General features: G+C 60.7%; 16 protein-coding genes. 10 read left to right on the forward strand and 6 right to left on the reverse strand.

Annotated elements, in window-relative coordinates; all coding sequences use genetic code 11:
• Window positions 1-111: 111 nt before the first annotated feature.
• The 3 genes from FHX09_RS17955 (at window position 112) to FHX09_RS17965 (ending at window position 3,516) form a co-directional block, all read left to right on the forward strand.
• Window positions 112-1,443 carry an extensin family protein gene (locus FHX09_RS17955; RefSeq protein WP_184450487.1) on the forward strand — a complete coding sequence of 444 codons (1,332 nt, stop codon included), beginning with the start codon at window positions 112-114 and terminating at the stop codon, window positions 1,441-1,443.
• Window positions 1,444-1,831: 388 nt separating this feature from the next.
• Window positions 1,832-2,758, forward strand: a complete 927-nt coding sequence (locus tag FHX09_RS17960; RefSeq protein WP_132594304.1) for an ABC transporter ATP-binding protein — start codon at window positions 1,832-1,834, stop codon at window positions 2,756-2,758.
• Complete coding sequence (locus FHX09_RS17965) at window positions 2,755-3,516, forward strand: ABC transporter permease (protein WP_007799433.1); 762 nt, start codon at window positions 2,755-2,757, stop codon at window positions 3,514-3,516. Before FHX09_RS17960 ends, FHX09_RS17965 begins: the two co-directional genes overlap by 4 nt.
• 30 nt (window positions 3,517-3,546) lie before the next feature.
• Here the strand turns inward: FHX09_RS17965 and FHX09_RS17970 are convergent, their stop codons facing one another.
• From FHX09_RS17970 to FHX09_RS17980, 3 genes are read right to left on the reverse strand one after another with little or no spacing between them, the layout of a single operon-like run.
• Complete coding sequence (locus FHX09_RS17970; protein WP_132594302.1) at window positions 3,547-4,248, reverse strand: TIGR02281 family clan AA aspartic protease; 702 nt, start codon at window positions 4,246-4,248, stop codon at window positions 3,547-3,549.
• Window positions 4,245-4,460 carry a DUF1289 domain-containing protein gene (locus tag FHX09_RS17975; RefSeq protein ID WP_037083732.1) on the reverse strand — a complete coding sequence of 72 codons (216 nt, stop codon included), beginning with the start codon at window positions 4,458-4,460 and terminating at the stop codon, window positions 4,245-4,247. The genes FHX09_RS17970 and FHX09_RS17975 overlap by 4 nt, the downstream gene beginning before the upstream one ends.
• A gap of 18 nt (window positions 4,461-4,478) precedes the next feature.
• Complete coding sequence (locus tag FHX09_RS17980; RefSeq protein ID WP_037083738.1) at window positions 4,479-5,261, reverse strand: adenosylcobinamide-GDP ribazoletransferase; 783 nt, start codon at window positions 5,259-5,261, stop codon at window positions 4,479-4,481.
• A gap of 139 nt (window positions 5,262-5,400) precedes the next feature.
• On the opposite strand from FHX09_RS17980, the gene cobT reads away from it, so the two are divergent.
• Both cobT and FHX09_RS17990 read left to right on the forward strand, forming a co-directional pair.
• Window positions 5,401-6,417, forward strand: coding sequence for a nicotinate-nucleotide--dimethylbenzimidazole phosphoribosyltransferase (gene cobT / locus FHX09_RS17985; RefSeq protein ID WP_132594300.1), 1,017 nt, complete (start codon window positions 5,401-5,403; stop codon window positions 6,415-6,417).
• A gap of 119 nt (window positions 6,418-6,536) precedes the next feature.
• Window positions 6,537-6,917 (forward strand): diacylglycerol kinase, encoded by a 381-nt coding sequence (locus FHX09_RS17990; protein ID WP_007802791.1) that lies wholly within the window; start codon window positions 6,537-6,539, stop codon window positions 6,915-6,917.
• 172 nt (window positions 6,918-7,089) lie between these two features.
• On the opposite strand, the gene FHX09_RS17995 is transcribed toward FHX09_RS17990, so the two are convergent.
• Complete coding sequence (locus FHX09_RS17995; protein WP_132594298.1) at window positions 7,090-8,625, reverse strand: HAMP domain-containing sensor histidine kinase; 1,536 nt, start codon at window positions 8,623-8,625, stop codon at window positions 7,090-7,092.
• A 106-nt stretch (window positions 8,626-8,731) separates the two neighbouring features.
• Between FHX09_RS17995 and FHX09_RS18000 the strand changes: the two genes are divergently transcribed.
• The 3 genes from FHX09_RS18000 to FHX09_RS18010 all read left to right on the forward strand — a co-directional run bounded on the left by FHX09_RS18000 (window position 8,732) and on the right by FHX09_RS18010 (window position 10,468).
• A complete protein-coding gene (locus tag FHX09_RS18000; protein WP_132594296.1) occupies window positions 8,732-9,268 on the forward strand; it encodes a thermonuclease family protein in 537 nt (178 codons plus the stop codon).
• Entirely contained in the window at window positions 9,262-9,912 is a 651-nt protein-coding gene (locus FHX09_RS18005) for a uracil-DNA glycosylase family protein (RefSeq protein ID WP_132594294.1), read from the forward strand. The genes FHX09_RS18000 and FHX09_RS18005 overlap by 7 nt, the downstream gene beginning before the upstream one ends.
• A 67-nt stretch (window positions 9,913-9,979) precedes the next feature.
• Complete coding sequence (locus FHX09_RS18010; protein WP_007533095.1) at window positions 9,980-10,468, forward strand: Lrp/AsnC family transcriptional regulator; 489 nt, start codon at window positions 9,980-9,982, stop codon at window positions 10,466-10,468.
• Between the two features lie 20 nt (window positions 10,469-10,488).
• On the opposite strand, the gene FHX09_RS18015 is transcribed toward FHX09_RS18010, so the two are convergent.
• Both FHX09_RS18015 and FHX09_RS18020 read right to left on the reverse strand, forming a co-directional pair.
• A complete protein-coding gene (locus FHX09_RS18015) occupies window positions 10,489-11,484 on the reverse strand; it encodes an ABC transporter permease (RefSeq protein ID WP_132594292.1) in 996 nt (331 codons plus the stop codon).
• A gap of 40 nt (window positions 11,485-11,524) precedes the next feature.
• Window positions 11,525-12,349: an ATP-binding cassette domain-containing protein gene (locus FHX09_RS18020; RefSeq protein WP_245505566.1), complete on the reverse strand. Its 825-nt coding sequence runs from the start codon at window positions 12,347-12,349 to the stop codon at window positions 11,525-11,527.
• A 130-nt stretch (window positions 12,350-12,479) separates the two neighbouring features.
• Between FHX09_RS18020 and FHX09_RS18025 the strand changes: the two genes are divergently transcribed.
• Window positions 12,480-13,460: an NAD(P)-dependent oxidoreductase gene (locus tag FHX09_RS18025; RefSeq protein ID WP_132594290.1), complete on the forward strand. Its 981-nt coding sequence runs from the start codon at window positions 12,480-12,482 to the stop codon at window positions 13,458-13,460.
• Window positions 13,461-13,510: 50 nt separating this feature from the next.
• Window positions 13,511-14,500, forward strand: a complete 990-nt coding sequence (locus tag FHX09_RS18030) for a substrate-binding domain-containing protein (protein ID WP_132594288.1) — start codon at window positions 13,511-13,513, stop codon at window positions 14,498-14,500.
• Window positions 14,501-14,516: the final 16 nt, after the last annotated feature.

Here is a 14,516-nt window from a genome sequence, read left to right on the forward strand (position 1 = left end):
TCGGGCTCAAGACGCGGGCTTAAGCAATCCAGGTAAGCTTTCGTTCACCGTTCTTCATTAAATTTCGGCGTAAGTTTTAGATCCTTGCCGTTCCTCGGAAGCGATGAGAGCATGGCGTTTGTTTCCATACTTCGGCAATACGTGCTGCCAGTGCTGCTCTCGACGGTTCTGGTGACGTGTTCGACCGATGGCCTAATTCCGCCTGGTGACGTGGACAACGGCACACGGGTAGGGTCGATTTCTACGCCTGAGCGTCGCGTGGCTGCGGCGCGGATGCAAACGGCACCGATTGAGCAGGCCTATCCGGTAGCAAATGCCCCGGTCAGTGATGCTGCGGGATCCGTCGACTACCTCAACACACCCAATCTTGCCGGAATGGGACAACGCCGCGCCCAGAGCCAACCGCAAACGCGTCAAGCACCTGCACAGCCCGGGCGGCTGCCGATGATCGACAGCGACGAAGCAATGGCGGGCGCGCAGGGCGCCGCCGGCTCTCTTCGCAATCAGCCTTCGACCTGGGGCGGCACCCAGCAGCTCATCGTGCCCGAGGACGGTGTCAATATGGACGCCGAGCTTGGAGCCGAGCCTGTGGTCGGCCTCGCCGAGGAGCAACAGCAGCAAATCGCCGAGGGCCAATCCGATCAGCCCGTCGTCGATGGCATCGGTACCGATAATCCGACGCAGCTCAATCGTGCGCGGATTCCGGCGCCCACAGCGCAGGCGCAGATGGGCAACGCGCCTGTGTGGAACGATGGAAGGCCGGTGGTTGCGCCAGCGCGCGTGCCTGAGGAGAACGAGGAGCGGGAGGTCGCCATGCTGCGACCGAACAACCCGACCGCACCAATGATGAGCGAACCGGCCGCCCCCGTAGATCCGAGCGTGATGCCGGCCTCGGAGCTTGCCTGCCGCCGTGAATTGAAGCGGATGGGCGTCGTCTATTCCGAGAAGCCGCCGATCTCGAACGGGCCGGCCTGCCAGGTGCCGTACCCGATCTCCCTGCAGGGGTTGTCCGGCAATATTGGCGTCCGCCCGGCGGTGACGCTGAATTGCCAGGTGACGCTTGCCTTCGCCAAATGGGTCAAGAACGAGCTCGCGCCATCTGCTCGGTTTCGCTACTGGTCCGGCATCAAGACCATTCAGCCGCTCGGCGGTTATAGCTGTCGGCGCATGAACAACAGCCGGCAGCGCTACAATCCGATGTCTGAGCATGCCCGCGGCAACGCAATCGATGTCGGCAAGTTCGTCCTGAAGAGCGGCCATGCGATCGACGTGCGTAAGAAGGGGCTGTTCTCGTTCCGCGAAGGCAGGCTGCTGCAGGCCGTGCGCAGCGACAGCTGTAAATATTTCAACACAGTGCTCGGACCCGGTAGCAATCCGGAGCATTGGAACCATTTCCACTTCGATCTCAGGGCACGCCAGAGCGGCAGGGTCTACTGCGATTGAAAGGAAAGGCCGGCTCGAAGGCCGGCCCAAGGAGAACGCGGCGCGGGCGGCGCCGCCCAGCCGGGTCAGGTCTTGTGATGACTGGATACACTCACTGCATGTCGAGGAAGCAAAGGGAGCGTAACGAGGTCGCTCAGGCGGCTCTCCGCAAGGGGTGCGGCGGGACGGAGAGCGCTTGCTTGCCTCGCCGTCTTTATGGCTGAAAAATATCACCGGCTGATGACATCTTGTCGCTTTGAAGTTTTCCACAGGCGCGAATGTTTTTTTCTTTCAGACGCGTTTTCACGCAAGTGAATACTCTGTTCATCTGTGCCGGGATGTCAAAACTACTCAAAGCGGATATATAGCGCCCCAGCAACTCCCGCCGCAGACGTCAGAAGAGCCCTTTATGGCCCCGATCATTTCCATCCGAAACCTCACCAAGACCTATGCCAATGGATTTCGAGCGCTCAAGGGCATCGACCTCGATGTCGAGAGGGGCGAGATCCTGGCGTTGCTCGGGCCGAACGGGGCGGGCAAGACGACGATGATCTCGATTGTCTGCGGCATTACCAATCCGAGCGGCGGCATGGTGACCGTTGACGGTCATGACGTCGTCAAGGATTTCCGGGCGACGCGCTCGATGATCGGCCTCGTTCCCCAGGAGCTGACCACGGATCAGTTCGAGACGGTGTGGAACACCGTCAGCTTCTCGCGCGGGCTGCATGGCAAGCGACCCGATCCGGCCCATATCGAGAAGGTGCTCCGCGATCTTTCGCTATGGGACAAGAAAGACAACATGCTGCGGCAACTGTCCGGCGGTATGAAACGGCGGGTGCTGATTGCCAAGGCGCTGTCGCATGAGCCGGAAATCCTTTTCCTCGACGAGCCCACCGCGGGCGTCGATGTGACGCTGCGCAAGGACATGTGGCACGTCGTCGAAAAGCTGCGGCGCTCCGGAGTCACGATCATCTTGACCACGCACTACATCGAAGAAGCAGAAGAGATTGCCGATCGCGTCGGCGTCATCAACGGCGGTGAGCTGCTGCTGGTGGAAGACAAGACGGCGCTGATGGCGAAGCTTGGCCGCAAGCAGCTCATTCTCGAATTGAACGAGCCGCTGCAAGAGCTGCCGGAGCGCTTCGCCGGCAACGGTCTTTCGCTCGCTGCAGACGGCAGCCGCCTGATTTACGATTTCGATGCTCAGAACGAGCAGGAGAGCGTCGCCACGCTGCTGACGCGGCTCGGCGAGCACAATATTCACTTCAAGGATCTTTCGACGCAGCAGAGCTCGCTGGAAGACATCTTCGTGGCGCTCGTGGGAGGAGCGAAATGAACGTCGAAGCAATCAAATCCATCTATTTCTTCGAAATGGCGCGCACACGCCGGACGCTGTTGCAAAGCGTCGTTTCGCCCGTCATTTCGACCTCGCTCTATTTCATCGTTTTCGGCGCGGCGATCGGCTCGCGGATCCAGGAAGTCGAGGGCGTGTCCTACGGCGCGTTCATCACTCCCGGACTGATCATGTTGACGCTGCTTGGCCAATGCATCAGCAATGGCTCCTTCGGCATCTATTTTCCGAAGTTCACCGGAACGATCTACGAAGTGTTGTCGGCGCCGGTGGCTATGAGCGAGATCCTGCTCGGCTATGTCGGGGCTGCGGCGACAAAGGGGTTGATGATCGGGATTATCATCCTGCTAACCGCGAATATATTCGTGGATGTGAGGATCGAGCATCCGGTGATGATGGTCCTGTTCTTCCTGCTGACGGCGATCACGTTCAGCCTGTTCGGATTCATGATCGGCATCTGGGCGACCAACTTCGAGCAGCTGAACCTGATCCCCATGCTCGTCGTGCCACCGCTGACCTTCCTTGGCGGCAGCTTCTATTCGATCAGCATGCTGCCACCGTTCTGGCAGGCTGTGAGCCACTTCAATCCGGTGCTCTATCTCGTCAGTGGCTTCCGCTGGAGCTTCTTTGGCATCGCCGACGTCAATCCGCTGGTGAGCCTCGGGATGATCTCGATCTTCCTGGCGATCTGCCTCGGGACGCTCGGCTGGATCTTCAAGACGGGATACAGGCTGCGGAGCTAGCAGGGACCGGCGCGAGGTGCAGGGCCGTCCCTAGTCTCGCATCCGCAGCTCGTCCGTCTGGATCTGCAGAGACCCGAGGGTGGACAAAAAGCTCATGCCGAGGAGGCTCTGGTCGAGCTTGCCATCCTGCGCGACGCTGGCGGGAACGTTGTGGCGTACGATCGGGCCAATTGCCACCTCGGCGAGCGTGACACGGGCTGCGCGGGCGCGACCATTGGCCGTCATGACGCTCATTGAATACTCGAGATTGTCGGGGATGATGCCCACCCGCTCCGCGTCCTCGCGGGAAAGCGCGATCATGCTGGCGCCGGTGTCGACCAGCATCGAAATGCTCTGGCCGTTGATCGTAACATACGCTTCGTAGTGTCCGTTCAGCAGCTTGTGAAGGATCACCTCTTGGCCGCCCTCGCTGGTCGTCACGATCACTGCGCGGCCCGGCACGAGCCCGGCGAGCAGACGGTTGCCGACGCCAAGCGCCTCCTGCCGATAGAGATAGACGGTCGCAAGACCAAGGATCAGCACGAGCCAGATCATCAGGTTGCGCAAAGTCTCGCTCGCGCTGGTGCGCCGCGCCCAAATGCCGGCGGCCAGCATCAGCACGATCGGAAGCAGATAGACAAAGCGGCCGAAATCGTCGGTCCGCATGCCGAAGATCCGGCTCGTGTCGTCGCTGAATATAAGTACGGCGAGGCCCAGGCCAATGACCGCAAGGACGATCGTCAGACGGTTCATGCACGCGGCTCCGCTGTCGCCTGCATCGTCGGCTGTGGCGGGATTGCCAGTCGGCTTGCGGCAAGCCGCGCGGGCAATACGGCCATCAGCTGCCGGCGTTCCTCGTCGGAGAAGGACATCCAACCGCCGATCTCGGGAAGCGTACGGCCGCAACCCATGCACAGGCCGGTTGCCGGATCGATGGAGCAGACATGGATGCAGGGTGTTTGCATGCGATCTATATCGAGGTTTCACAAAGCCATGGCAAGGGCGCAAACGGCGGCGATTTCCGAAATCTGCTGGGCGGCGCCAAGTGTATCGCCCGTATGGCCGGCGAGCTTGTGACGGACGTACCGGGTGAAGGCCATGACCGACAAGCCACAGGCAAGAAGCGCGCAGACGACGGGGAGGAGATCGAGGCTCGGCCAGAGCAGCAGGGCGGCGAGAAGGCCGCCGGTAACCAGCGCCATGTGCATCGCGCCCTCGCCCGGTTGTCCTGCGGCGGCGGCCACGCCATCGGGTTTTGCCGATGGCAGCCGATGCCAGTGCCAAACGAGAGCGCCACGGCTGATGCAGGCGATCGCCGGAATAGCGAGTGCTGCGGCCAGCGGCGGTGCTGCTCGTGCGACTGCGGCAAGTGCCGCTGCTCGAAGCGCAAACGACAGGATCAAGGCGATCGCGCCAAAGGTGCCGATGCGGCTGTCCTTCATGATCGTGAGTGCATGCTCGCGGTCACGCCCGCCACCGAGGCCGTCGGCGCAGTCGGCCAGGCCATCCTCGTGAAGCGCGCCGGTCAATGCCGTCTGGACGGCGAGCGCGGCGAAAGCCGACATCAGCCGGTCTGCGCGCAGGCAAAGCATCACGAGGAAGACAAGCGCAGGCAGGAGTGCGATGACAATGCCCGCGACTGGAAAGGCGCGGGAGGCTCTATCAAGCTTGCCGTTGAAATCGGCGAAGGCTGAAGGCGGCATCGGAATGCGGCTGAGGAAGGCAACGGCGCGGGCGACGTCGGTTGCGTATTTTCCAATGTTCATTGTGCAGCCCGACCCCGCGACCATTTGCAGCGCTTTTGGAGTTGTCCGCCTCCGCGCCTGCCTTTAAGAGAGTGGCGACGAAAGAAGCTGATTTGCAGCGAAAAGACAAGTTACCGACCAAGACAAGGAAACCGCATTCATGAGCGTTTCAGGCCTGCCATTCGACGATTTCCGGGCACTTCTGCGCGATCTGCCGGGGCCGGATGCCAGAGCACTCGCGGCCGCGCGCGAACGCGATGCGCAGCTGACGAAGCCGCCGGGCGCACTTGGGCGGCTCGAGGAAATCGCATTCTGGCTTGCCGCTTGGACGGGCAAGGCACCGGCGGTGAACCGGCCGTTGGTGGCGATCTTTGCGGGCAATCACGGCGTCACCAGGCAGGGCATCACGCCGTTTCCTCCGACCGTGACGCAGCAGATGGTGGAGAATTTCGCGGCTGGCGGCGCGGCTATCAACCAGATCTGCGTGGCCTATGATCTCGGCCTGAAGGTCTTCGATCTCGCGCTCGACTATCCGACCGGCGACATTACCGAGGAACCCGCCTTGTCCGAACGTGACTGTGCGGCGACCATGGCCTTCGGCATGGAGGCGATCGCAGGCGGCACGGATCTTCTCTGCATCGGCGAGATGGGGATCGGCAACACCACGATCGCAGCGGCGATCAACTATGCGCTTTACGGCGGCACCGCGCGCGACTGGGTCGGTCCGGGAACCGGCTCGGAAGGCGATATGCTGGAGCGCAAGATTGCAGCCGTCGAAAAAGCGGTCGCGTTGCACAGCGATCATCTCGACGATCCGCTGGAGATCATGCGCCGCCTTGGCGGCCGGGAGATCGCGGCGATGGCCGGGGCGATCCTTGCCGCGCGTGTCGAACGGATTCCGGTGCTGATCGACGGCTATGTCGCGACCGCCGCAGCAGCCATCCTGAAGGCCGCCAATCCTTCGGCGCTTGATCACTGCCTGATCGGCCATGTCTCCGGCGAGCCGGGACATCTGCGGGCCATAGAGATGCTCGGTAAGACGCCGCTTCTGGCGCTCGGCATGCGGCTCGGCGAGGGGACGGGGGCGGCCCTGGCAGCCGGCATCGTCAAGGCCGCGGCGGCCTGCCATTCCGGCATGGCAACGTTCTCGCAGGCCGGCGTCAGCAACAAGCACTGAGCTTTCAGGTTTGTGACAGGTTGATGACAGAGTTCTTGCCGCGGGGACCGTGAACCGGTATTCGCAATTTCTGACTGGTGGCGGCAACAGCCGCCATCGACGGACGACGAGGGCACTTGATGAAACCTGCCGTGACAAAACTCACCGGCATCAGCCACTTTCTGGCAGCCGCCGGCTATTCGATCGGCGGCTTCCGGCGGCTGATCAAAGAGGCTGCGTTCCGGCAGGAACTGCTGTTCTTCGCGGTTTCGTTGATCCTCTTGATTGCTGTCGGCGCGACGCTTTCGGAGCTGATGATCGCCATCGTGCTGTTTCTCGCCCTCTTCGCCGTCGAGGCGCTGAACACGGCGATCGAGGAGGTCATCGACAGGATTTCCCCGGAGATCTCGATGGTTGGAAAGCACGCCAAGGATCTCGGATCGTTTGCCGTCGTCTGCATGATCGCCGCCTGCGGCGTGTTCCTGTTGTTCACGATCGGGAAGCATCTGTTGTTTGGGTGATGACGTCTGCAACCGGCAGTGGGCTTTAGGTTGTATCTGTTATCTAATGCATCTTTAGAATGTGTTTAGAATGTCACTCTATCCTCGGGCGCAACGCCAGGGGATGCGATGTCAACGAGCGGTCAGGACTTCACAGACGATCCTGATTTCAAGCGGATCGTCGATTAAATCGTTACGCAAAGCTCCTGCGCTTGCGTGAGACCGCCGGCGCATCCTCGACGGCCGGGACGGTCTGCAGCACGCGCTTGGCCGGCAGGATGGCGATGACTTCGGTGCCTTCGCGCAGCTTCGACTTAAGGATGAACTGGCCGTCGTGCTTGGCAAGGATCGCCTGAACGATCGGCAGGCCGAGGCCGGTGCCCTGTTCGGCGCTCTTGATCGCGATCGAGCCCTGGCCGAAGGCGGAGAGGACTACCGGGATCTCTTCTTCGGGAATCCCGGGACCGTTGTCCTTGATGGAGATGTATTGGCCGCCGCCCGCCGTCCAGCCGACCTTGACGTGGATTTCGCCCGCCTGCGGGGTGAACTTTACGGCATTTGAAAGGAGGTTGAGAATGACCTGGCGCAGCGACTTCTCGTCAGCCCAAACGGCTGGCAATTCAAGCTCGAACTGCTGCGAGATGGTGATGTTCTTGCCGCGGGCCCGCAGCTGTACCATGCCGATGCAGTCTTCCGAAATATTCAGCAGCGAAACCGCTTCCTCGCTTAGCTCGTATTTGCCGGCCTCGATGCGTGAGAGATCGAGGATCTCGTTGATGAGATTCAGCAGATGTTCACCGGAGCGGTGGATGTCGCTGGTGTATTCCTTGTAAGTGGGGTTGTTGAGCGGCCCCATCACCTCCGCGGACATGACCTCCGAGAAGCCGAGGATGGCATTGAGCGGCGTTCTCAGTTCATGTGACATGGAGGCGAGGAAGCGGGACTTTGCCAGGTTGGCCTCCTCCGCCCGGCGGCGGGCCTCATCCGACATCGACTTGGCGACTTCGAGCTCGGCGATCAGATCGTCTTTCTCGGCCTGATAGGCGAGGATCTTCAGGTTGGACTGGAAGAGCCGGTCACTGATGTAGTTGAAGAGGATGACCGTCGTTGTGAAGATGGCCGTCAGGCTGATCTCGAGGATTTCGCGGGAGAGGCCGGCCTTGGCAACCAATCCGAGAACGACAGGCGCGAACGTAATGAGCGCTGACGGCGTCAGCATGAAATTCGACATTGCTGTAATAGAGAGCGCAATGAGCAGCGTGGCGCCCTTGTAGAGCAGGAAGCTCGACGGTTCGCACGTGGTGCAATCCTGCAGGGCGAACACAGCCCAGCAGCAGCCAACCATGAATTGCCCAAGCAAGAGAACACGGCGCCATTTGCGCGCCGTCGTCGTATTGATTTCCTGCCCGCGGGCGCGGCGCGCGAGAAACACGTTTGTGGCATGGGCCGTCAGCGTCAGCAGCGCCCACAGAAAGATTTGAGTGTTTTCCGTGAAATAGACGCCGAGAGCGGCGATGATCGTAACAAAGAGCGGTACGATCGATGCGCCCTGGAGGACGGCATTTATGTGCATCACGAGCACGTCGCGATCGAATGCGCCGCTTGCCGCGTGGCTCGACTGGAGGCGCTCCCGCGTCAGCCGAACAGCCTTCGACACTGGCTTGTTTCGGTGACTGCGTGACTTGTCGACGATATTCTTATCGGTCGATGTGCTAACGCCAGTACTCATTGTGCACGTTGAAACTTGATCCGCGGGTGGCTACACCCTAGACCGCAATTCTTAAGATGATGTTAGCCATCTTTGCCAAGAATTTGTTTTTTAAGGAGGCGAAAGCGTGACACGCGGTTTGCGAGTGATGCGCGACGGCGTGACGGCGCTGGCTCTGCTGGCATTCCTGTGGCTGATTGCGGCCAAGCTGAGCGATCACGCCGAAACTGTCCATTCCGGCCAGTTTCGTGCGGCTGACGGCGATAGCCTGAACCTCGGCAAGGAGCGGATGCGGCTTTACGGCATCGATGCGCCCGAACTCAGCCAGACATGCGAATGGGCAGGCATTGCATGGACCTGCGGGCAGCAGGCGAAGCGGACACTGCAGGCTCTTGTCGCGCCGACCGACACGCAATGTAGCGGAACCGGGCGGGACCGTTTCGATCGCTTGCTGGTGGTCTGTCATGCCGGTGGCGTAGATCTAAACGCCGAAATGGTGCGCCGGGGCATGGCGGTATCCTATGGAGCCTATGGTGACGAGGAGGCGTGGGCGAAGGCAGAGAAGGCCGGGCTCTGGGCGGGCACGTTCGAGATGCCTCGAAGCGTACGGGACCATACGCCGCGACCAGATGCCCGCGGCATCATGGGATTGCTCGGATGGTGATCGAGAAAAACGCCTCTGACGAGCGGGCGCTCGATATTCTTCGGCGGGAGATCGCCGCCTGTCGTATCTGTCGAGACGCGCCGCTTGGCGGGGCGGACACTCGTTTGCCGCACGAGCCGCGGCCGGTCGCGGTGTTGTCGTCGAAGGCGAGGATACTGATCGCGGGGCAGGCGCCGGGCCTCAAGGTTCACGAGAGCGGCATTCCGTTCAACGATGCGTCCGGCGATCGCCTGCGCGACTGGTTGCAGGTCGATCGGGAGACGTTCTACGATTGCGACTGTTTCGCCATCGTGCCGATGGGCTTCTGTTTTCCCGGCTATGACGCCAAGGGCAGCGACCTGCCGCCGCGGCGCGAATGTGCGCCTCATTGGCGGAGCCGGGTGATCTCGACAATGCCGCAGATCGAACTTGTGCTGGCAATCGGCCAATATGCGCAGGCTTGGCATATGGGCGCGGAGCGTCGCGAAAACATGACCGAGACGGTGCGGGCGTGGCAAACGACGCTGTCGCGTCCGCGCTTGCCCGGGATCTTGCCGCTGCCCCATCCGAGCTGGCGCAACACTGGCTGGATCAAGCGCAATCCGTGGTTCGAGGCGGAGCTCCTGCCAGTTCTGCGGGAGCGCGTAAAACTCTTGATCGACTGAAACAAAATTCTTTTAAACTGCCGGAATCGCGTTATACAGAGAAAATAATTCGAAGGGGCTTTGTTGTATGGACCGTCTTGACCGCAAGATCCTGCGCCTTTTGCAGGAAGATTCGACCTTGGCCGTTGCCGATCTCGCCAAGAAGGTCGGGCTTTCAACGACACCGTGCTGGCGGCGCATCCAGAAGATGGAAGAGGACGGCGTGATCAAGCGTCGCGTCGCCATCCTTGATCCGGAAAAGGTCAACACGAAGGTCACGGTCTTTGTCTCGATCCGCACGGCAACGCACTCGATCGAGTGGCTGCGGCGCTTTTCGGAAGTCGTTGCCGATTTCCCCGAAGTGGTCGAGTTCTATCGCATGAGTGGCGACGTGGATTATCTGCTGCGCGTGGTCGTGCCTGACATTGCCGCCTATGACGCCTTCTACAAGCGGATGATCGCAAAGATCGAGATCCGCGATGTTTCGTCCGCCTTCGCCATGGAGCAGATCAAGTATTCGACGCAGCTGCCGCTTGACTACATGATCCTCGACAACGCCAAGTCGAACGAGGACTGACAGACGGCTGCGGCCATCTGTTATTCGCTCTGGCGAAGGTTCCTCAGCCGGTCGAACAGAACCGCAAGCACGATCGCGCCGCCGATGAAGGTGCCTTGCCAGAAGGCGTTGATCCCCAAGAGACCAAGGCTGTTGCGGATAACCTCGATCAATGCTGCGCCAACGATGGCGCCGAAGGCGGTGCCGACGCCGCCGGCGAGGTTTGCGCCGCCGATCACGGCTGCGGCAATCACCTGCAATTCCATGCCCGCGCCGATGTTTGTGGTTACCGCACCAAGCCAGCCGGTCTGGATGATGCCGGCAACACCGGCTGATAAGGCCGAGATCATATAGACCGCGACTTTGATCTTCCTGACTGGCACACCGGTCAGCGTCGCAGCGTGTTCGTTTCCACCGATGGCGAAGACGTAGCGGCCAAAGCGCGTCCAGCGCAGCACGAAGCCGGTCAGAAGCGCCAGCACGGCCATGTAAAGCACAGGATTGGCGATGCCGAGCCATGCACCGCCGCCGAGCGCCAGCAGCTTGTCGTGATCCGGGCCGAACTGGAAGACGACGGTGTTGTTCGAGGCCACCATTGCGAGGCTGCGGGCAATGGACAGCATGCCGAGCGTGACGACGAACGGCGGGAATCCGAGATAAGCGATCAGGATGCCGTTGAATGCGCCGATTACTAGCGCCGTGCCGATCGAGGCGGCAATGCCCGTTCCGATGCCGTAGCCGGCATGCATGGTAACCGCCAGCACCATACTGCAGAGGCAAAGCACCGACCCAACCGATAGGTCGATGCCTCCGGTGACGATGACCAGCGTCATGCCGAGAGCAATAATCGCGACAAACGTGACGTTGCGCGTGATGTTGTAAAGGTTGGTGGGCGTGGCGAAGGAGCTCGTGGCGAAGGAGAGGAAAATGCAGGCGAGGATAACGGCCATGAGGACCCAGAAGGTCTGGCTCGCGAAAATGGACGAGAGCCAGTTGCGCTGCTTCTGCGCGATCGTCTGATCTAGAGTTATTGCCATGGTCGACCTTCGCTTACATTAGGTAGGTACAGTGCGCTAATCACACCTGTTCGATTGCGCCTGTTATGAGCCCAGTGACTTCCTCCGGCGAACTCGCCGCTATCGGTTTGTCGGCAACTTTGCGCCCGCGCCGCATGACAATCACGCGATCAGCAACCGAGAAGACATCAGGCATGCGGTGGCTGATCAGAATGACCGCGATGCCGCGATCGCGCAGTTGACGGATGTGAGCAAGAACCTCGGCAACCTGGCGCACGGAGATGGCGGCCGTCGGCTCGTCCATGAGCACGAGCTTTGCTTCCGCCAGCATAGTGCGGGCGATCGCGACGGCCTGGCGCTGACCACCCGACATCTGTTTGACCAGATCTCGCGGCCGCGTCTCCGATTTCAGGTCCTTGAAGATTTCGCCGGCGCGCTTGTACATTGTCTTGTAGTCGAGAATGCGTAAGGGCCCGAAACCGCGGCGCATCTCGCGGCCTAGAAATACGTTGGCGGCCGCCGTCAGATTGTTGCAGAGCGCGAGGTCCTGGTGGACGATCTCGATGCCCCGCTGCCGGGCTTCTACCGGCCGATGCAGGACTAGGTCTTCGTCGTCGAGCCGCATCGTTCCGTGGCTTGGACGGAAATTGCCGGCAATCATTTTCACGAGCGTCGATTTGCCGGCGCCATTGTCGCCCATCAACCCAACGACCTCTCCCGCCTCCAGCGAAAAAGAGACGTCGTTGACCGCCTGTATGGCCCCGAAATGTTTCGAGATGTTCGCGAGCTCGAGAACTGCCACCAGCTGTCTAGCCTCCCAAAGCCGCGACCGTGTTTCAGCCGCGATTTCACCCGCCAGTTTCCTCCCTGCGAGCGCTTTCAACATTACCCAGAACCGCGTGAGACCGTCAATCGGATGCTGCTAATTTACGGTCTCCGCTACAATTATTCGTTTTATAGTACAATTTCGTTGACGCGCGGAAGTGTCTGTATATTAGCTGTTGATGGAGGAGAGCATGCTGATCCTTGTCACCGGTGCAACGGGCAAGGTCGGGCAGCACTTCATCGCTGGGCTGCTCGACGATCCGCGATTTTCGAAGGCGCGCATTCGCGCGCTTTGTCATAACCGCTTGTGCCCAGAAACCGAACGTGTCGAGGCGGTGCGCGGCTCGATCAGCGATCGCGGAGTGGTGACGCGTGCGCTTGCTGATGTCACGCATGTCGTGCATCTCGCGACATGCAAGGAGACGCCTGATGACATCATGGACGTCACCGTCAAAGGACTTTTCTGGCTTCTCGAGGGCTTCAGGACAAGCGCCACTGCGCGCCAATTCATTCTCATCGGCGGCGATGCGGGGATAGGTCACTTTTTCTATCGCCATGAGGCGCCAATCACCGAAGCTACGCCACACCAGGCTTATCCCGGTTGCTATGCGCTATCGAAGGTACTGGAAGAGGTGATGCTGGAGCAGTTCAAGATCCAGTATGGCATCAATGGCTGCTGCCTGCGGGCGCCATGGATCATGGAGAAGGATGATTTCAAGTTCACATTGTCGTTCGGGGATGATGTTTTCGGCGGACCGGACTGGAAGACGCTCGTTCCGGCGGGCGACGCCGCGCGCCATGTCCGGGAGCAGACGGTTCCGCTGTTGCGTGATGCCGATGGCCGCCCCTTGAAGCGCAATTTCGTTCACGTCGACGACCTTGTTGCGGCGATCCTTGCCGCGCTCGACAATCCACGCGCGAGAGCTCAACTGTTCAACATTTGCATGGATCGACCCGTCGACTACGGCGAGGTTGCCGCCCACCTTGCGCGCACACGCGGCCTTGGCTCCGTCGACATACCGAGCCAGTTCCATTCGAACTGGATGGACAATAGCAAGGCCAAATATTTGCTCGGATGGCGGCCCGTCTACGATCTGGAAATGCTTATCGACTCGGCCTGGGGGTATGTGCGTTCGGAGGAGGATCCTCGCATCGTCTGGTATCCGGGTTGATCATGTGGCGGGCGATGGCGTCCGCCATTTTTCAATGGGAGGAAGAAGCTATGAGGAAGGCATTATTGCTTACGGCCGCGGTGCTGGCGCTGACGGCCGGACAGGCCCTGGCGGCCAAGAAACAGTTGGTCATCGTGGTGAAGGGCCTCGACAACCCGTTCTTCGAGGCGATCAACCAGGGCTGCCAGAAGTGGAACAAGGAAAATCCGGACTCCGAATATGAATGCTTCTACACCGGTCCCGCATCGACCTCCGATGAAGCCGGCGAGGCGCAAATCGTTCAGGACGTACTGGGCAAGGCGGAAACGGCGGCAATCGCCATTTCTCCGTCGAACGCCAAGCTGATCGCGCAGACGCTGAAAACGGCAAACCCAAAGGTGCCTGTCATGACGCTCGACGCCGATCTTGCGGCAGAGGATTCAGCACTGCGCAAGACCTATCTCGGCACCGATAACTATCTGATGGGTGCGCGCATCGGCGAGTACATCAAGAAGGCAAAGCCGAAGGGCGGCAAGATCTGCACGATCGAAGGCAACCCGGGTGCCGACAATATTCTGCGTCGTGCCCAGGGGATGCGTGACACCCTGACGGGCCAGAAAGGCCTGGCCGCGCTGAAAGGCGAGGGCGGGTGGACGGAAGTTGCCGGTTGCCCGGTCTTCACGAACGACGACGGCGCCAAGGGCGTTCAGGCCATGACTGACATTCTCGCGGCCAACACGGATCTCGATGCCTTCGGTATCATGGGCGGCTGGCCGCTATTCGGCGCGCCGCAGCCCTACCGCGATCTGTTCAAGCCAATGGCCGACAAGATCGCCAAGAACGAGTTCGTGATCGGTGCCGCCGACACGATCGGCGATGAAGTCGCCATTGCCAAGGACGGCCTCGTGACGGCACTTGTCGGGCAGCGGCCATTTGAAATGGGCTACAAGGCACCATCGGTGATGATGGATCTGATCGCCGGCAAGCCGGTCGACGACCCTGTCTTCACCGGCCTCGACGAGTGCACGAAGGATACCGTCGACACGTGCATCCAGAAATAGTTGGGCAGGAGGGACA

This window comes from Rhizobium sp. BK538, assembly GCF_014197575.1.
Taxonomy (GTDB): domain Bacteria; phylum Pseudomonadota; class Alphaproteobacteria; order Rhizobiales; family Rhizobiaceae; genus Rhizobium.